This window comes from Sedimentitalea sp. XS_ASV28 (genome assembly GCF_041224545.1).
Taxonomy (GTDB): domain Bacteria; phylum Pseudomonadota; class Alphaproteobacteria; order Rhodobacterales; family Rhodobacteraceae; genus Sedimentitalea.
This window is the reverse complement of sequence record NZ_JBGFGP010000105.1, coordinates 1-17,430: the sequence shown is the minus strand read 5'-3', so window position 1 is coordinate 17,430 and position 17,430 is coordinate 1. Positions and strand designations below refer to the sequence as shown.

16 protein-coding genes are annotated in these 17,430 nt (G+C 61.6%); 6 read left to right on the top strand and 10 right to left on the bottom strand.

The genetic code is table 11. The annotated features are described in order from the left end of the window. Positions 1-324 precede the first annotated feature (324 nt). On the bottom strand, positions 325-813 hold the full coding sequence (locus AB9K34_RS06735) for an Lrp/AsnC family transcriptional regulator (protein ID WP_369953655.1): 489 nt from the start codon (positions 811-813) through the stop codon (positions 325-327). Positions 814-918: 105 nt separating this feature from the next. Here AB9K34_RS06735 and putA point away from each other — a divergent pair, with 105 nt between their 5' ends. Beyond that, positions 919-4,326, top strand: coding sequence for a bifunctional proline dehydrogenase/L-glutamate gamma-semialdehyde dehydrogenase PutA (putA, locus tag AB9K34_RS06730; RefSeq protein WP_369953654.1), 3,408 nt, complete (start codon positions 919-921; stop codon positions 4,324-4,326). 125 nt (positions 4,327-4,451) lie between these two features. Continuing rightward, the gene (locus AB9K34_RS06725; RefSeq protein ID WP_369953653.1) at positions 4,452-5,195 is read left to right on the top strand and encodes a rhomboid family intramembrane serine protease; all 744 of its coding nucleotides are present in this window, start codon (positions 4,452-4,454) and stop codon (positions 5,193-5,195) included. 81 nt (positions 5,196-5,276) lie between these two features. On the opposite strand, the gene AB9K34_RS06720 is transcribed toward AB9K34_RS06725, so the two are convergent. Beyond that, complete coding sequence (locus AB9K34_RS06720) at positions 5,277-6,062, bottom strand: inositol monophosphatase family protein (protein WP_369953652.1); 786 nt, start codon at positions 6,060-6,062, stop codon at positions 5,277-5,279. Positions 6,063-6,215: 153 nt separating this feature from the next. Between AB9K34_RS06720 and AB9K34_RS06715 the strand changes: the two genes are divergently transcribed. Continuing rightward, positions 6,216-7,256, top strand: coding sequence for an NADP-dependent oxidoreductase (locus AB9K34_RS06715; protein WP_369953651.1), 1,041 nt, complete (start codon positions 6,216-6,218; stop codon positions 7,254-7,256). Between the two features lie 54 nt (positions 7,257-7,310). Here AB9K34_RS06715 and AB9K34_RS06710 read toward each other — a convergent pair whose 3' ends face one another. Beyond that, a complete protein-coding gene (locus tag AB9K34_RS06710) occupies positions 7,311-8,129 on the bottom strand; it encodes a DUF6473 family protein (protein ID WP_369953650.1) in 819 nt (272 codons plus the stop codon). A 161-nt stretch (positions 8,130-8,290) separates the two neighbouring features. On the opposite strand from AB9K34_RS06710, the gene AB9K34_RS06705 reads away from it, so the two are divergent. After that, entirely contained in the window at positions 8,291-9,166 is an 876-nt protein-coding gene (locus tag AB9K34_RS06705) for a 3-hydroxybutyryl-CoA dehydrogenase (protein ID WP_369953649.1), read from the top strand. Between the two features lie 66 nt (positions 9,167-9,232). Here the strand turns inward: AB9K34_RS06705 and AB9K34_RS06700 are convergent, their stop codons facing one another. The 7 genes from AB9K34_RS06700 to AB9K34_RS06670 are packed head-to-tail and all read right to left on the bottom strand — an operon-like array spanning position 9,233 to position 14,602. Next, positions 9,233-10,123 (bottom strand): lysophospholipid acyltransferase family protein, encoded by an 891-nt coding sequence (locus AB9K34_RS06700; RefSeq protein ID WP_369953648.1) that lies wholly within the window; start codon positions 10,121-10,123, stop codon positions 9,233-9,235. 34 nt (positions 10,124-10,157) lie between these two features. Continuing rightward, positions 10,158-10,427 carry an HPr family phosphocarrier protein gene (locus tag AB9K34_RS06695; protein WP_369953647.1) on the bottom strand — a complete coding sequence of 90 codons (270 nt, stop codon included), beginning with the start codon at positions 10,425-10,427 and terminating at the stop codon, positions 10,158-10,160. A gap of 15 nt (positions 10,428-10,442) precedes the next feature. Beyond that, on the bottom strand, positions 10,443-10,835 hold the full coding sequence (locus AB9K34_RS06690; RefSeq protein WP_369953646.1) for a PTS sugar transporter subunit IIA: 393 nt from the start codon (positions 10,833-10,835) through the stop codon (positions 10,443-10,445). 26 nt (positions 10,836-10,861) lie between these two features. Continuing rightward, positions 10,862-11,728: an RNase adapter RapZ gene (rapZ, locus tag AB9K34_RS06685; RefSeq protein WP_369953645.1), complete on the bottom strand. Its 867-nt coding sequence runs from the start codon at positions 11,726-11,728 to the stop codon at positions 10,862-10,864. Next, positions 11,725-12,153 (bottom strand): HPr kinase/phosphorylase, encoded by a 429-nt coding sequence (locus AB9K34_RS06680; RefSeq protein WP_369953643.1) that lies wholly within the window; start codon positions 12,151-12,153, stop codon positions 11,725-11,727. Before AB9K34_RS06680 ends, rapZ begins: the two co-directional genes overlap by 4 nt. Positions 12,154-12,157: 4 nt before the next feature. After that, complete coding sequence (locus AB9K34_RS06675; protein WP_369953642.1) at positions 12,158-13,867, bottom strand: sensor N-terminal transmembrane domain-containing protein; 1,710 nt, start codon at positions 13,865-13,867, stop codon at positions 12,158-12,160. Positions 13,868-13,900: 33 nt separating this feature from the next. Then, entirely contained in the window at positions 13,901-14,602 is a 702-nt protein-coding gene (locus tag AB9K34_RS06670; protein ID WP_369953641.1) for a response regulator transcription factor, read from the bottom strand. 339 nt (positions 14,603-14,941) lie between these two features. Here AB9K34_RS06670 and AB9K34_RS06665 point away from each other — a divergent pair, with 339 nt between their 5' ends. Both AB9K34_RS06665 and AB9K34_RS06660 read left to right on the top strand, forming a co-directional pair. Further along, complete coding sequence (locus AB9K34_RS06665; protein WP_369953640.1) at positions 14,942-16,540, top strand: phosphoenolpyruvate carboxykinase; 1,599 nt, start codon at positions 14,942-14,944, stop codon at positions 16,538-16,540. 333 nt (positions 16,541-16,873) lie between these two features. Further along, positions 16,874-17,323 (top strand): TSUP family transporter, encoded by a 450-nt coding sequence (locus tag AB9K34_RS06660; RefSeq protein ID WP_369953639.1) that lies wholly within the window; start codon positions 16,874-16,876, stop codon positions 17,321-17,323. Positions 17,324-17,430 lie beyond the last annotated feature (107 nt).

The following is a 17,430-nucleotide window of genomic DNA, read 5'->3' as shown; positions in this document are numbered from 1 at the left end:
TACCAATCCCTTTCAGGCCAATCAATTAGGTATAGATGGCTTATGTATGGCCGCCGCTCGCCATATGGGCCATACGGCTATGTAATCGTTACGCTTTTCTGCTCGGAAAGCAGGATTTTAAGTCGCTTGCGTCTACCATTCCATCACGCCCGCATGCGGGCCATTGTTACTGCAAGGGGTCAGACATCTCAACGATCCTTGGGCCGGATTGTGAAGGTTGGGTTCATCTATCTTCTCACCTCGGTACGACCGGTCCCGTTACCTGCGAATCCTGCACTGGTAAATCCGCTGTCTCCACCAACGCACCTGACTGTCCTGTACGGCTCACTTCGCATTGCCGGGCGGCGCGAGTAACGCATCCTCCTTGACCGCCTGCATCGCAACATAGGTCGACGTGCCGGCGACGTGGGGCAACGTGGAGATCTTTTCGGCCAGGACGATCCGGTATTCGGTCATGGACCGGGTTCTGATCTTCATGAGATAGTCGAATTTCCCCGCGATGAGATGAACCTGTTCGATCTCGCCGATCTTTGCCACGGCGGTGTTGAATGCAGCCAGCGCCGCTTCCCGGGTGTCATGCAGGCGCACTTCGACAAACGCCACATGGTCCAGCCCCAGGCGGATGGGGTCGATCAGAGCCCGATAGCCGGTGATGATCCCGTCACGCTCCAGCCGCCGCAGGCGGGTTTGCGTCGGGGATTTGCTCAGCCCGATTCGCCGCGCGAGATCGGCGATGCTCAGACGTCCCTCCTGCGACAGCACCTCGAGAATCTTGCGATCATATCCGTCGATATCCGAACGGTCTGTTTGCATTGCAATACGCTCATCTTTCGGGCCATTCGCCCGCATAACTTGCACAATCGGGCCACTTGCCCGCATTTTACCCGGTATATTGCGCCAACAACCCGGAGGCCAGACATGAACGCACCCCTTCCCCTTCGTCACCGCATCGATGCCGAAAAATTCGCGGATGAATCCGCTGTTGTCGCCCGTCTCATCGCCGAGGCCGGGTTGAGCGAGGCCGACCGCAGCACAATTTGCGCTGCTGGCGCCGATCTTGTGCGCAACATCCGCGCCAGCACCGCACCGGGGCTGATGGAAGTGTTCCTCGCCGAGTATGGCCTGTCCACCGATGAAGGGATCGCGTTGATGTGTCTCGCCGAGGCGTTGCTGCGCGTGCCCGATGCGGACACGATCGATGCGCTGATCGAGGACAAGATCGCGCCAAGTGACTGGGGCAAGCACCTGGGCCACTCCTCGTCGTCGCTCGTGAATGCCTCGACCTGGGCGCTGATGCTGACCGGCAAGGTATTGGACGATGACCGGCCAAGCCCCGTGCGTGCCCTGCGCGGTGCCATGAAGAGACTGGGCGAACCGGTGATCCGCACCGCCACCACCCGCGCCATGAAGGAAATGGGGCGTCAGTTCGTGCTGGGCGAAACCATCGACTCGGCGATGAAACGCGCCGCCGGCATGGAGGCCAAGGGATATACCTACAGCTATGACATGCTGGGGGAAGCCGCCCGCACCGAGGCGGATGCCGCCCGGTATCACCTCAGCTACTCCCGCGCGATCTCGGCCATTGCAGCGGCCTGCACGTCCGGAGACATCCGCGACAACCCGGGGATTTCCGTCAAGCTCTCTGCTCTGCATCCGCGTTACGAGGTGGCACAAGAAGCCCGCGTGATGTCCGACCTCGTCCCGCGCCTGCGCTCGCTGGCGTTGCTGGCGAAATCCGCCGGGATGGGCCTGAACGTAGATGCCGAAGAGGCCGACCGCCTCGCTCTGTCGCTCGACGTGATCGACCTTGTGCTCAGCGAACCGGCGCTTGCCGGATGGGACGGGTTCGGCGTGGTCGTGCAGGCCTATGGCCCGCGCGCCGGAACCGTGATCGACGCACTCTATGACATGGCCAGCCGCCACGACCGCCGCATCATGGTGCGCCTCGTCAAGGGCGCCTACTGGGATACCGAGGTCAAGCGCGCGCAGGTGGATGGGATGACCGCCTTTCCGGTCTTTACCCGCAAGCCGATCACCGATGTTTCCTACATTGCCAATGCCCGGAAACTGCTGGCGATGACCGACCGGATTTATCCGCAATTTGCGACGCACAACGCGCATACCGTGGCCGCGATCCTGCATATGGCAACCGACAAGACCGCGTTCGAATTCCAGCGCCTGCATGGCATGGGCGAAACCCTGCATCAGATCGTCAAGACGCAGAATACCACGCGCTGCCGGATCTACGCCCCCGTGGGCGCGCATCGTGATCTACTGGCCTATCTGGTGCGCCGCCTGCTGGAAAACGGCGCCAACAGCTCGTTCGTGAACCAGATCGTCGATGAAAACGTGCCGCCGGAGACCGTCGCCGCCGATCCGTTCGAACAGATCGGGAGAGATACCCGATCCCTGACGACCGGCGCGGATCTCTATCAACCGGAACGGCCGAACTCGCGCGGCTTTGACCTGACCCATGCACCGACACTGACCATGATAGAAGAGGCGCGGGACGGATTCAGAAACCACAACTGGGCCGCCGTGCCGCTCGTCGCGGGCAGCGTGGCGCCGGATGCGGTGCAGCCGGTCATCAACCCGGCCAATGGCACGCAAACGGGAACCGTTGCTCCGGCAAGCGCGGCGGACATCAAAACCGCCCTTGCCGCAGCGCAGCCCTGGGCCGCACCCACCGCAGAGCGCGCCGCGATCCTCAACGCGGCGGCCGACCTCTACGAGGAGCATTATGGCGAGATCTTTGCCCTGCTCGCGCGAGAGGCGGGCAAGACCATGCGCGACGGCGTCGCGGAACTGCGCGAAGCGGTTGATTTCCTGCGCTACTACGCCGCCAACATACCCGATGCGGCCCCGGCGGGCACCTTTACCTGCATCAGCCCCTGGAATTTCCCCCTGGCGATCTTCACCGGCCAGATCGCGGCGGCGCTGGCAACCGGCAATGCCGTGCTTGCCAAACCGGCCGGGCAGACACCGCTGATCGCACATTTCGCGGTGACCCTGCTGCACCGTGCCGGAGTGCCGGTTGCGGCCCTGCAACTGTTGCCGGGAGAGGGGCCCGTCGGTGCCGCGCTGACCTCGGATCCACGTGTTGATGGTGTGGCCTTTACCGGTTCGACCGCCACCGCCCTTAAAATCCGCGCGGCCATGGCCGACAACCTCGCCCCCGGCGCGCCGCTGATCGCGGAGACCGGCGGGTTGAACGCCATGATCGTCGACAGCACAGCGCTCCCGGAACAGGCGGTACAATCCATTGTCGAAAGCGCGTTCCAATCAGCCGGCCAACGCTGCTCGGCCCTGCGTTGCCTCTACGTCCAGGAAGACGTGGCCGAGGATCTGCTGACCATGCTCAAGGGGGCGATGGACGCCCTCTCGCTGGGCGATCCGTGGCTGCTCTCCACCGACTCGGGCCCCGTCATAGACGAACCGGCCTACAAGAGCATCAGCGCTCATATTGACGCGGCACGCAATGACGGCCGGGTCATCAAGGAACTGCGGCCGCCCGCAGGTGGCACTTTTGTCGCCCCGACCATGATCTCGATTGACGGGATCGGCAGCCTCGAACGCGAGATTTTCGGCCCGGTCCTGCATGTCGTGCGCTTTCGTTCGGGGCAACTCGACAAGGTAATCGCAGATATCAACGCCACAGGGTATGGCCTCACTTTTGGCCTGCACACGCGGATCGACGACCGCGTGCAGCATGTCACCGATGCGATTCACGCCGGCAACATCTATGTCAACCGCAACCAGATTGGCGCAATTGTCGGCAGCCAGCCCTTTGGCGGCGAGGGCCTGTCCGGCACCGGACCCAAGGCCGGCGGACCGAACTATATGCCCCGGTTCTGCGCGCCGGATCGACAACAGGCCGCGTCCGGCTGGACAAAACCCGCCGACAGCCTTCCCGCCCCCACCGGTGGCAAGGCGCAACCGGCTCCCTGCATTCTGCCCGGACCAACAGGTGAGTCCAACCGGCTCAGTCTTGTGCCGCGCGATCCGCTGCTGTGCATGGGCCCCGGCGCCGAAGCTGCCGACGCACAGCTGCGCGCAGTTCACCTGCTGGGCGGCCGGGCAATCCGCTGCGACGGCCAGGTGGACCCCGCCTCGCTGACCAGCCTGCGCGGCATCGGTGGGGTGCTGTGGTGGGGCGACGCCGAAACGGCGCGCGAAATCGAACGGGCTCTGGCGAACCGCGATGGCGCGATCGTTCCGCTGATCCCGGGCACACCCGACATCGCCCGCGTGATGGGCGAACGGCACGTCTGTGTCGACACCACCGCAGCGGGCGGCAACGCGGCGCTGCTCGGCGGCAACGCCTAGGGACCGGAACCTGCCGATCGTCCGGCCGATTGGCAGGTTTTCGGTGCCGGCTGAAAACCTGTCCCGCGACCGCCACCGGCGGGTCCCCACTTGACCCCGCCCCGCTTTCGGGACAGCGTCGCGGCATGTTCCCGATCCGCGATCACAACCCGTCCGGGCGAACGCCCTATGTCGTCTATACCCTGATGGCGGCCAACATACTGATCTTCCTGACATATGCGGGCATCCTGAACGATGATCAGGCACTCTACGCGCTGTTCGGAAAATGGGCGATGATCCCCGCGAACATCAGCAGGGGCATGGATTATCATACCCTGTTCAGTTCGATGTTCCTGCATGCGGGCTGGATGCATCTGATCGGCAACATGTTGTTCCTCTGGATTTTCGGCGACAACCTGGAGGATGAGCTCGGGCACCTGAAGTTCCTCGCCTTCTACCTCGCATGCGGCGTCGGTGCCGGTCTTGCGCATGTCTGGGTCGCGCCCCATTCAAACGTGCTGACCGTCGGCGCATCCGGCGCCATTGCCGGCGTCATGGGTGGCTACCTGCTGCTCTTTCCACGCGCGCGCGTAGACGTAGTCGTCGTGCTGATCATCTTTTTTCGTATCTTCGCCACCCCCGCATGGCTCGTGCTCGTTGCGTGGCTGGGGATCCAGTTCGTGGGCGGGCTCGGGGCCGACCCGGATGCCGGTGGCGTCGCCTACTGGGCCCATGCCGGGGGGTTCGTGATCGGGCTGATCCTGATCACGCCGCTCTGGCTACGCCTCGGCGGACCGGGCTTCTGGCAACAGACCCGCGGCAGGCCACCCCATCCCGAAGCCCAGTACCGCCTGAACGAAAGCAGAATTCCGAAAATCCGCCGAAAGTGACAGTGGACTCGGATTCCGATCCCGCCTCTTCATCTTTGCGAAAAATACTCCCGCCGGAGGCACCCGTCACCAGCCCCGCGCCTAGCCGCGAACGACTTTCGCGAAACTGTCGAAAATCGCCTCATTGGCGCAGACCACGGCACCGTCATCGAGTATGTGTCCTTTCGGATCCATCGGCTGGATCAGACCGCCCGCCTCACGCACGATGACGATCCCCGCCGCCATGTCCCAGGCGTTCAGCTGCCGCTCCCAGTAGCCGTCATAGCGCCCCGCCGCGACATAGGCCATGTCCAGCGACGCCGCGCCCCAACGGCGCACCCCGGCACAGGCAGGCAACAGCCGCGCGAGTTCCTGGAGCGTATTCGGCAGCTCTGGGCGCCCTCCGAAGGGTAGGCCGGTGGCAAAGATGCTCTCGATCATCCGGTGCCGTCCGGACACCCGCAACCGTGTATCGTTCATCCAGGCGCCTGCACCCTTCTCGGCGACGAACATCTCGTCCTTGGCAGCGTCAAAGATCACGCCGGCGACGATCTCGCCCTTGTGCTCAAGCGCGATCGACACCGCCCAATGCGGAAGACCATGCAGGAAATTCGTGGTCCCGTCGAGCGGATCGACGATCCAGCGCCGTGTCGGATCCTTGCCCTCGATTGCACCACCTTCCTCGGCCACCCATCCATAGGTCGGCCGCGCCTCCAGAAGTTCCTTCCTGATGATCGCTTCCGCGGCGATATCGGCCCTAGAGACAAAATCACCCGCGCCCTTCATCGACACCTGCAGGTTCTCGACCTCGCGAAAATCCTTGACCAGGGACCGGCCCGCCTTGCGCGCGGCCTTGATCATCACGTTGAGATTTGCACTGCCTACCATGTCACGACGCTCCTGTCCGGGTCAGGCCGCGCATATACGCTGCGCGGGCGGGCTTGCCAAGCGATCTCTGGGGACGTGACGTTGCGGTCGCCCCTCTTGTCAAAACGCGCAGGGAGCGGCACCGTGCAGGCAGACCGGAAAAAGGACAGTTCCATGCCCGACCAGATGCATCACATCGCATTGGCCAGCCGCCCGAGCGGCGCCCCCACGGCCGAAAATTTCAACTACGAAGCGAAACCCATGCCGGTACCCGGCGAGGGCGAGGTTCTCGTCAGGGTTCACTACATTTCGCTCGACCCCTATATGCGCGGCCGCATGGACGACGCGAAATCCTACGCGGATCCGGTCCCGATCGGCGGGACGATGGAGGCCGGCGGCGTCGGAGAGGTCATTGCTTCGAACAGTCCCGACTACAAACCCGGTGACTTCGTTTTTGGCATGCTGGGATGGGCCACCCACGCGGTGCAACCGGCAAAGATGCTGCGCAAGCTCGATCCGGCACAGGGACCGATCACGGCAGCACTTGGGGTGCTCGGCATGCCGGGATTCACCGGTTGGCACGGGCTGACCGAATATGGCCGGCCCAAGGCGGGCGAAACACTCGTCGTCGCGGCGGCAACCGGTCCGGTCGGTTCGATGGTCGGGCAGGTCGCGAAATCAATGGGCCTGCGCGCGGTCGGCATCGCGGGCGGCGCCGACAAGTGCAAGCTGGCAACCGGGACGTTCGGCTTTGACGCCTGCCTTGACCACCGCGCCTATGACAGCGCATCGGACCTGCGCAAGGCGCTCGCCGATGCCTGTCCGGACGGGATCGACATCTATTTCGAGAATGTCGGCGGCAAGGTGCTGGAAGCGGTGCTGCCGCTGATGAACAATCACGGGCGCATCCCGATCTGCGGCATGATCTCCTGGTACAATGCCGGCGGTCTTGGTGCGGGCGCGTCGGATCAGGGGCTGACCGCTCCCGCCGTCTGGCGGACGATCCTGGTCAGGTTCCTGTCCGTGAACGGCTTTATCATCTCCAACCATTGGGACCGCTACCCCACATTCCTGGCCGAGGTCGGACCGAAGGTCGCCGCCGGTGAAATCGCCTTTCTCGAAGACATCGCGGAAGGGCTCGAAAACGCGCCGGACGCGTTCATGGGCCTGCTTCAGGGCAAGAATGTCGGCAAGCAGATCGTCAAGATTGTCTGAGCGTGACGGAACGTTGATCCGGGAATGGCCCGCCTGCTCCGTCGGGCCATTCCATCAAAGAACCGTCCGGAGGTTTGCAGCCAGTTGGCCGGCGATGGCCTCATGTGCGCATGGGCCGAGTGACAGTTCCGCAATCGGTGCCTGCAACGGGCCATAGAACATGCCATCAAGATCATCAGACTGACCAGCCGGCGTGACGCCGACCTCGATCACACCGCCAGACAGATCGGCCAGTTCGTCCACCATCGCCGCGGTGATCAAAAACGGATCTTCGCCCAACGCGCTATCGGCGTCCACCGGCGCGCGGCGCAGCCACAACAGCCGGGTCTGTGCCCCGAGCCGTTCCAGCAAGACCCGCATACGGGCCAGCCACGCGCGCTGAATTTCCTGCCGCACCATGCGGAACCGCTCGGCGGACAGCTCATGCAAGGTGGTCAACATGTGCTTGTTGAAGTGGAAATCGGTAAAATCCACTTCGGGATAGATCGACCGCAACCTTGCAGAGGCCGACAGGAACCTGTCATTCCGGCGCGGATGCACCCGGTAAAGCGCGTTTGACATGTTCTGCGCCCCGCTGATCTGTACCACGGAAAACCTGGCAGATGCCGCAATCCCGATCACGTCCGGATCGTTCAGCACGGCATCGACCCCCGCATTCGCACAGCCCAGATTGACGCAGGTCATACCGATTTCCGCCTCGGTCAACGCCACGAACGGATGCGCGACAAAGCAGCCATATGTATCGCTGCTGCCGAGAAACGCGATATACGGCTCTCGCAGGGACCTGCGTGGCCCCCTGACCAGCAATCGCGACGTTCCGTATCGACAGGGAATGTCGGCCAGCGCACGCGCGCCTGAAACCTCAAAACTCATGATAGCCACCCATTTTCTGTTCACCCGTTTCCCGTTTTACGGCGAAGACGTTGCGATTCGGCTAACCTGCGAATTTGATGCAAACTGAATTGAACGCTGCCCCTTGTCCCTGACCGTCCGGCACCGATATGGTCGGGCGATACCAGGCGGAAGGCAGGCACATGACAATCAAGTCAATCGGCGTTATCGGGGCGGGGCAGATGGGCAACGGCATTGCCCATGTGATGGCATTGGCCGGCTATGACGTGATGCTGACGGATGTCAGCCAGGACGCGCTGGACGCTGCGATCGCCGGAATCGACGGCAACATGGGCCGGCAGGTCGGGCGCGGCAAGATTGCCGAAGCCGATATGCAGGCGGCGATGAAACGGATCGAAACCACGCTGGCGCTGTCCGATGTCGGGGCCACCGACCTGGTCATCGAGGCCGCGACAGAGCGGGAAAGTGTCAAACAGGCGATTTTCGAGGATCTGCAACCGCATCTGAAGCCGGAAACCATCCTGACCTCGAATACCTCGTCGATCTCGATCACCCGGCTGGCCAGCCGGACCGACCGGCCCGAGCGGTTCATGGGGTTCCATTTCATGAACCCGGTGCCGGTGATGCAGCTTGTTGAACTGATCCGCGGCATCGCCACCGACCAGCAGACTTACGAAGCGTGTCTCGGCGTGGTCGACCGGCTTGGAAAAACCGCTGCCAGCGCCGAGGATTTCCCCGGCTTCATCGTGAACCGCATCCTGATGCCGATGATAAACGAGGCGGTCTATACGCTGTATGAGGGCGTCGGAAACGTCAAATCAATCGACGAGTCGATGAAGCTGGGCGCCAATCATCCGATGGGTCCACTGGAACTCGCCGATTTCATCGGGCTCGACACCTGCCTTGCGATCATGAACGTGCTGCATGACGGGCTGGCCGATACCAAGTACCGCCCCTGCCCGCTCCTGACCAAATATGTCGAGGCCGGATGGCTGGGACGCAAGACCCAGCGTGGCTTCTATGATTATCGTGGCGAGGCGCCGGTGCCGACCCGGTGACGAACTTCGGTCGCCGCGTCAAGCGGTCTGACAGGCCGAAGGTTGCGCCATCTTCAATGCGTGGGGTCAGGATTTTCCGAGATCTAGCGTGTGCTGACGCAGCCAGGCCATGAAGCCGCGCGGATCCTTTTCCAGCAGTTCCATATCCTTGTCGCTGATCGGTTCACCCACCACGGGGGCCTGCGGTTTGTTGCAGGACCGGACAATCTCATGCAGCAACAGGCCCTGACGCAGGACCGGCGAAACCTGGCAGGCGATCTGGTAGGCCCGCGAGTTACGGCCGGGGAAGAACAGCGGCACCACCCTGGCATTGGAGCGGCGGATCATCTTGGCGGTAAAGACGTTCCACTCCCGTTCAACCGGATCCCCCCACCAACTGTCCGAGGACATCACCACACCGGAAGGAAACAGCGCGACGACCCCGCCATTCTTGAGATGGTCCATCGCGGCGGCGCGCATCTCGACCATCTTTCTCTGGGCATCCGGATCATGCGGGAAGGGCACCGGGATCATGAACGAGGTCGCGGCCTCATCCAGCCCCGTCAGTACCGACCGCGTCAGAATCCGGTAATCCTGCCGCACGCGGCCGATAAGATCGGCAAAGATCATGCCGTCGACCATCCCGTGCGGATGGTTGGCCACAACGACGACCGGGCCTTCCTTGGGGATGTTCGCAAGCTGCTCTTCCGGGGTCAGAAGGTCGATCCCCATGACGTTCAGCGCTCCGCGCCAGAATTTCTGACCACGGTATTTCTCGTTGGATTTCTCGAAAGCGCTGACCATGCGCAAGATCGTGATCTTGCCGGTGCACCACTCGATCGCCTTGATCGCAAACGACGTCCAGGGATCGTCAAAGGAATTGGCATAGGTCAGCGTACGGCGATCATATACCTCGCCCTTGGGCGACTCGGCCTCGGGCAGCGCGGTGTCGCGCGTGTGATCTGTGGAGTCCGCCAAATCGCTTATCCTGCTATCCTGTCGCCAGACGGCGTCAGAACCCCTCGCCAAACTTGTCTGCAACCAGTATTTCCAACGCATCCGCAAGTGCCTCAGCATCGGGACCGCTGGTCTGAACGTCAATAGTCTTTCCCTTTGACGCTGCCAACATCAAAAGCCCCATGATGCTGTCGCCCGAGGCGGACAGACCGTCGCAAGAAACCTCTGCGCGCGCATCGAAGCCTTCGACCACCTCGACCAGCTTGGCCGAGGCACGGGCATGCAGCCCCTTTTCATTGACGATCTTGAATTTGCGTTCGGTCATCTTGATCTGGGGCTTTCACTCGGAACTTATATTCTTGGAATAGATGTACTTCTTGCCAGCGTCGATAGCGATGCGCACGGCATCCGCAACCGGTTCGTCGCGATGTTTCGCCAATTGGACAAGAAGCGGCAGATTGATGCCGAACAGGATGCGGCGGTTGTCCGGACGCACCGCCTTGAGCGCGAGATTGCACGGCGAACCGCCATGCAGGTCGACGGCCACGACGACGCCGTCACCGGTGTCGACCTCATCGGCGGCGTCGCAGATTTCCTGCTCGACAGCGTCCCTGTCGTGAACGGCCTCGATCCCGATGGCACGTATACCGGCCGGCTTGCCGATTATATGTTCGGTCGCAGCAAGAAACTCTTTTGCCAGCCCACCGTGCGCCACGATCACAATTCCGATCAACCCGGCCTCTCGTCCCTGTCATGTCGTTAACGTTCGCGGTGCCTAATTGACACCTGCTGTCCATCATCCGCAAGGGCTTTGGCCAAGGTTTCCGCAAGGAAAACCGACCGATGTTGTCCGCCGGTGCACCCGAACGCGATCGACAGATGCGATTTTCCCTCTTCCTCGTAGGCCGGGAGCAGCAAACGCGTCAGGTCGAGCACCCGCTCAAAGAACGGCTGAAACCGGGCATCCGCACGAATATGGTCTCCGACCTCGCGATCCCGACCGTCCAGCGCGCGCAAATCCCTGTTCCAGTACGGGTTTGACAGGAACCGGCAATCGAACACCATGTCGACACCACGGGGGACACCGCGCTTGTAGGAAAAGGACTGAACCGAAACCGCCAGCCGGGGGCTTCCCGCGACGCTGAACCATTGCTCGATCTCGGCGCGCAACTGGTGCACGTTGAGATCGGAGGTATCGATCAGGATATCCGCGAGTTCGCGGATGGGGGCCATCAGGTCGAGATCGCGCTCGATCCCGATCTCCGGGCTTTCCGCCGGTGCAAGCGGATGACGCCGGCGGGTCTCGGAAAAACGGCGCAGCAGCACGTCGCGATCGCAATCCAGATACAGGACCTTCAGAACCGCTTCGGCCTGAGCACCCAGCCGGTCGATCAGTTCAAGCAGCGCCGCCGTGGAAAAGTCGCGGTTGCGGGTGTCGACCCCGAGCACCAGCGGGCGATCGGGCGCCGGCCCTTCGAGCAGTCGCGGCAACAGATGAAGCGGCAGGTTGTCGATGGACTCGAACCCGAGATCCTCGAGCACGTTGATCGCGGTCGACCGACCGGCCCCCGAAGGACCGGTGACGAGCACGACCGATGTCGGCGAAGCGGTGGCGGTTTCGGTCATGGGCTATGTCGTCCCGATCTGAGATATTGCATGAGTGCCGGAGCAAAATGTGGCCCATCCACACGGCGCAGCAAGGCGACAGGTTGTCCGAGCAGTTCGGTTTCGTGGGCCTGCGGCAGTCGTTCGGTCTCCGGGCTGTCCATATCGACAACCACCTTGATCGCCACCCGTTCCGCCATATCGCAGGTCAATATCCCGACACCGCGCGCCTCGATCAGCCCCCGAAGCGGGTCTGGCGCAGAGGCCATGACCGCATTGTCGATACGTGTAAGGACGACACGGTCGTCGGCCACCAGGGTGGCCCCATGTGCCATCATCGACAGGGCAAGCGCCGATTTACCGCTGCCCGATGCGCCCAGGATCAGGCATCCCTTTTCCGCGACCGCGACACAGCTGGCATGCAGAATGCTGGCGTGGTTGGTCATCGCGTCAGACCGGCAGCCCCACGACAAAGCGCGCGCCCAGCGGCGCCGAGGTGATGTCGGCCTCGGTCGGGCGGATGTTCTCGGCCCAGATCACCCCGCCATGCGCTTCGACAATCTGTTTCGAAATCGCCAGTCCAAGACCGGAATTGTTGCCGAAATGCTCTTGTGGACGTTGCGAGTAGAACCGCTTGAACACCTTTGAAAGCGAGTCATCGGGAATGCCCGGCCCGGTATCCTCGACCACGACCAGCACGCGATTTTCGCGTTTGCGCGCCCAGACCCGGATCGCATCGCCATCTTCGCAGAAGGAAATGGCATTCGTGATGAGGTTGACAAAGACCTGCGCCAGTCGCGCCTCGAGCCCCTGGATCATGACCGGTTCATCCGGCAGATCGGTGATGTAGTCGATATTCTTGCTCTTGGCATCCTCGCCCAGAAACTGGTTCAGGTTCTCGATCAGCTTTACGAGGTCAAAGGTCTCTTCTTCCTCCTTGACCAGTTCGGCATCCAGCCGCGATGCGTTGGAGATATCGCTCACCAGCCGGTCGAGCCGGCGCACGTCATGCTCGATGACACCCATCAGTTTTTCCCGCTGGTCTTCGCGCGTCACCATGCGCAGCGTGCCAACTGCGGATTGCAGGCTGGCCAGCGGGTTCTTGATTTCATGCGCCACGTCGGCGGCGAACTGTTCGTTGCCTTCGATCCGGTTATAGAGCGCGCCGACCATTCCCCGCAGCGCGCGCGACAACCGGCCAATCTCGTCCGGGCGACCGGTCAGATCCGGGATGCGGATCCGCCCCAGCTTGCTGTTTCGCGCATTGCGGTCGCGGCCGAGTTCGGCGGCCTCGGCCAGTTCCGCCAGCGGATTGGCGATGGTGGAGGCGAGTACAAGGCTCAACCCGATGGAAACCAGGGTCGCCACCACGAACATCTGCAACACCCGCTCCCGCTCGCCCCTCACCAGCGCGTCGATCTCGCCCGACGGGCTGGCCATGCCGACGGTGCCAACCACACTGTCGCCCCGCATGATCGGAGTGATTGCGGAGATCACCGTCGCGCCGAACAGATCCTGCCCAGAATCAAGCCGGGTTTGTCCATCCACGATTTTCGGGATCATGCCGCGCAGTTGCGACTCGACCGATCCGCCGACCTCTTCTTCCGTGTCATCGGCGAACGGTCCGGAGACCAGCTTCCACAATGCGGTCAACCCATCGCTGATATAGGTCGCCCGGGTCTCCTTGGCGGTCAGAGCGGTCAGCGCCGCGCTCTGGTTGACCCCCTCGGTGCGCCCGATGAGAACCTGTTCGTTGTCAAAAACATAGACCTCGATGCCATCGCGCAGACTCAGATTGCCAAGGATGGTCTTTACCCGCTCTCGCTCCGCCGCCAGCGACACCGGGCCGGTTTCTGGCAATTGCGCCTCGAACACGTTGGCCACCAGTTCCGCATCGCCAACCAGGGCTCCAGCGCGCTGCAGCACAAGGTTGTCACGCGTTCCATTGAGATAGAGGATGCCGGCCACGAGAATGTTCAACGCGATCAGGTTGAACATCACGATCTTGCGGGTCAGTGGCGACGCTCGAAGCGACAGGAACCCCCGGTTCGACCAGCGACCGCGCGCGCCACCTTCGCCGTCGTCCGGCGAAACCCAGTCATCGCCCAGCACGACATCGCCACTGCGTCGTCTCAGGTTGGAAGAGTCGGTTTTGCGCACGAAGGTCCTTTCAGCACTGACCCGGAGAGACGCCTATTCCTCGTTATACCGGTAACCGATACCATAGAGCGTTTCGATGGCCGAAAATTCGCTGTCGGCGGTCCGCATTTTCTTGCGCAGCCGCTTGATGTGGCTGTCGATGGTGCGATCGTCGACATAAACCTGATCGTCATAGGCGACGTCCATGAGCTGATCGCGGCTCTTGACGAAGCCGGGGCGCTGCGCGAGCGCCTGCAGCAGCAGGAACTCGGTCACCGTCAGCGACACGTCCTTGCCTTTCCAGCTGACCGAATGGCGCAGCGGATCCATGCTCAGGTTGCCCCGCTCCATCACCTTGGTTTCGGGGCCCGTGCCATCCGCATCGCGGTCGACCGCCTCCTGCCGGCGCAGCAGAGAGCGGATCCGTTCAACCAGAAGTCTCTGTGAAAACGGCTTTTTCACATAGTCATCCGCGCCCATCCGAAGCCCGAGAACCTCGTCTATCTCATCGTCCTTGGAGGTGAGAAAGATGACCGGCATCTGAGTCTTCTGGCGAATCCGCTGCAACAGTTCCATACCATCCATCCGCGGCATCTTGATATCCAGCACCGCGAGATCGGGCATCTTCTTGTTGAATGCCTCAAGCGCGGCCAGACCGTCATTATAGGTTTCAACGTCAAAGCCTTCTGCCTCGAGCGTCATCGAAACCGACGTCAGGATATTCCTGTCGTCATCCACCAATGCGATCTTTGACATTCGAACTGCCCCTCTTTTTACCCACTCGTCACAGCTTTATCCAACTCTTCCTGACTTTGGAAATCCGAATCAATCCAAAACCGAGAATCGCGCACCCCAAAACAACCAGTCCGTGCGGAAATATCATGGGAATGGCCGAATTGTCGCACTTTTGAGATCGGTGTCAGGTCGATCCGTGATATGGTTGCGCTAAACGTTGCGGTGGTGGCGCTAACTCGGGAAAGCGCCCTGTTCACCGTGTCTTACCGCATGCTAAAGGCAGCGTACATGGTGCCCGAACCTTGCCGTCGGTTGTGCGGTCATCGTCGAGCCGGGCGCTGAAACAGGAGATACGACCTAATGACATCTGGACGGGTAAACCCGAATTTTCGCCTGGAAGACCAGGGCATCGAAGGGGTTGAGAACGTACACTACAACCTTCTGGAGCCCGCTCTCATCGAGAACGCACTGCGTCTCGGCGAAGGCGCGTTGGGCCAGGGCGGTGCGTTCATGGTCGAAACCGGCAAGTTCACCGGTCGCTCGCCCAAAGACAAACACGTCGTCATGTCCGACACCACGCGCGACACGATCTGGTGGGACAACAACGCCGCGATGGAGCCGGACGCCTTCGACCGCCTCTATGAAGATATGATCGAACACATGAAGGGGCGCGAATATTTCGTCCAGGACATGTATGCGGGGGCCGACCCGATCTATCGCGAGAACGTCCGCCTCGTGACCGAACTGGCCTGGCACGGGCTGTTCATCCGCCACATGTTCCGCCGCCCCGATCGCGAGGATCTCGACAGCTTCGTGGCTGATTACACGGTCATCAACTGCCCCAGCTTCAAGGCCGATCCCGAGCGCCACGGCTGCCGCAGCGAGACGGTGATCGCGATGAATTTCGACCGCAAGCTGATCCTCGTGGGGAGCACCGAATACGCGGGCGAGAACAAGAAATCGATCTTCTCGCTGCTGAATTACCTGTTGCCGGAAAAAGGCGTCATGCCGATGCACTGCTCGGCCAACCACGCGGTCGGCAACGCGGTGGACTCGGCGATTTTCTTTGGCCTGTCGGGCACCGGCAAGACCACGCTTTCGGCCGATCCCGACCGGATCCTGCTTGGCGATGACGAGCATGGCTGGTCAGATCGCGGCATCTTCAACTTCGAAGGCGGCTGCTATGCCAAGACCATCAACCTGAGCGCCGAGGCCGAGCCGGAAATCTATGCGACGACCACCAAGTTCGGCACGGTCATCGAGAACATGGTCTACGACCCGGACACCCGTGAACTGGACTTCAAGGATGACCGGCTGACCGCGAACATGCGCTGCGCCTATCCGCTCGAATATATTTCGAACGCCTCGCCCACCGCGATTGCCGGGCACCCCAAGAACATCATCATGCTGACATGCGATGCCTTTGGTGTTCTGCCGCCGATCGCGCGGCTGACCCCGGCACAGGCGATGTATCACTTCCTGTCGGGCTTCACCTCCAAGATGGCCGGGACCGAGCGCGGGATCACCGAGGCTCAGCCGACCTTCTCGACCTGCTTCGGCGCACCCTTCATGCCGCGCCGTCCGGAGGTCTATGGCAACCTGCTGCGCGACAAGATCGCCCAGCACGGCGCGACCTGCTGGCTGGTCAACACCGGCTGGACCGGCGGCGCCTATGGCGTCGGAAGCCGGATGCCCATCAAGGCCACCCGCGCCCTGCTGACCGCGGCGCTGGACGGCTCGCTGAGCGAAGTCGAATTCCGCAAGGACCCGAATTTCGGCTTCGACGTGCCTGTCGACGTGCCCGGTGTTCCCGAAGTGCTTCTCGACCCGCGCCGCACCTGGAACGATACCGCCGGCTATGACAAGCAGGCTGCCAAACTGGTCGAGATGTTCTCGAACAATTTCGAACAGTACCTGCCCTATATCGACGAAGACGTAAAAGCCGCCGCAATCGGCTGACCTCCGTCTCTGCAAGGCCCAAGCCGCCCCGATATTCGGGACGGCTTTTTGTTGGCCGGTGTTGGATAACGGGATTTAATCTCAAGAATGGCACTTGCTTGGGGTAACCTCTCGGAAAAAGTCTGCAATCAGCCCGGAGCTGCCCCTCGGCCCGTGACACGCTTCGCAATAGCGGACCTTCGCTGCGTGGTCGGCGAACTTGTAAAATGCGAACTTAGTTGCCGCTTCACGATGCGGGAAGAACGCCCGCTCTAGCATCTCACGCCTATTTCTAACATAACCTGATTGTAACTCTGACCACAGCGAGCAGAGACTAATCGACAAGGGACGAGATTGGATCAGATCGCTTTCATACTGATAGCATTTGTTGCGTCATTCGCGTCTGCGATCTTCGGCTTCGGTTCGGCGCTTCTGGTTCTGGCATTTGGATCTCTGGTTCTGCCCGTGAAGGAGACGATTGCATTGGCAACGGTTCTATTTACGGCCTCGGCAGTCACGAAATCGCTTCTGTTTCGCGACCATATCGAGTGGAAAATGGTCGGAGTGATGAGCTTCGCATGTCTACCCTTTACCTATCTCGGCGCACAGTTGCTGGCCGTGGCATCCGCCGAAGTCGTGAAGCCGATGCTTGGCGTGATGGTACTTATCTATTTAGCCGTCACGGCAACCAAGCGTCTTCCATCTATCAGTTTCGGTATGTCTGGTCTCTTCGCTGGGTCAGCCCTTTATGGGTTCGTTTCCGGTTTTCTTGTGACCTGCCCCCCTTCGGTCCCTCGTTCATAACGAGAGTCTGCGGGTTTGATCTTGATAATCATGGGTTTCGGTTTGGGCAAGCGCGCCGGGCGCGGAGCCCTCAAATTGCTCAAGCGCTCGGCGCGCTTGCAGTGGCG

Coding starts and splice junctions, on each gene's coding strand:
- putA (WP_369953654.1), top strand. CDS start 919: ATGAACGCACCCCTTCCCCTTCGTCACCGCATCGATGCCGAAAAATTC.
- AB9K34_RS06710 (WP_369953650.1), bottom strand. CDS start 8,129: ATGAGTTTTGAGGTTTCAGGCGCGCGTGCGCTGGCCGACATTCCCTGT.
- AB9K34_RS06695 (WP_369953647.1), bottom strand. CDS start 10,427: ATGACCGAACGCAAATTCAAGATCGTCAATGAAAAGGGGCTGCATGCC.
- AB9K34_RS06680 (WP_369953643.1), bottom strand. CDS start 12,153: ATGACCAACCACGCCAGCATTCTGCATGCCAGCTGTGTCGCGGTCGCG.
- AB9K34_RS06705 (WP_369953649.1), top strand. CDS start 8,291: ATGACAATCAAGTCAATCGGCGTTATCGGGGCGGGGCAGATGGGCAAC.
- AB9K34_RS06670 (WP_369953641.1), bottom strand. CDS start 14,602: ATGTCAAAGATCGCATTGGTGGATGACGACAGGAATATCCTGACGTCG.
- AB9K34_RS06665 (WP_369953640.1), top strand. CDS start 14,942: ATGACATCTGGACGGGTAAACCCGAATTTTCGCCTGGAAGACCAGGGC.
- AB9K34_RS06725 (WP_369953653.1), top strand. CDS start 4,452: ATGTTCCCGATCCGCGATCACAACCCGTCCGGGCGAACGCCCTATGTC.
- AB9K34_RS06720 (WP_369953652.1), bottom strand. CDS start 6,062: ATGGTAGGCAGTGCAAATCTCAACGTGATGATCAAGGCCGCGCGCAAG.
- rapZ (WP_369953645.1), bottom strand. CDS start 11,728: ATGACCGAAACCGCCACCGCTTCGCCGACATCGGTCGTGCTCGTCACC.
- AB9K34_RS06735 (WP_369953655.1), bottom strand. CDS start 813: ATGCAAACAGACCGTTCGGATATCGACGGATATGATCGCAAGATTCTC.
- AB9K34_RS06715 (WP_369953651.1), top strand. CDS start 6,216: ATGCCCGACCAGATGCATCACATCGCATTGGCCAGCCGCCCGAGCGGC.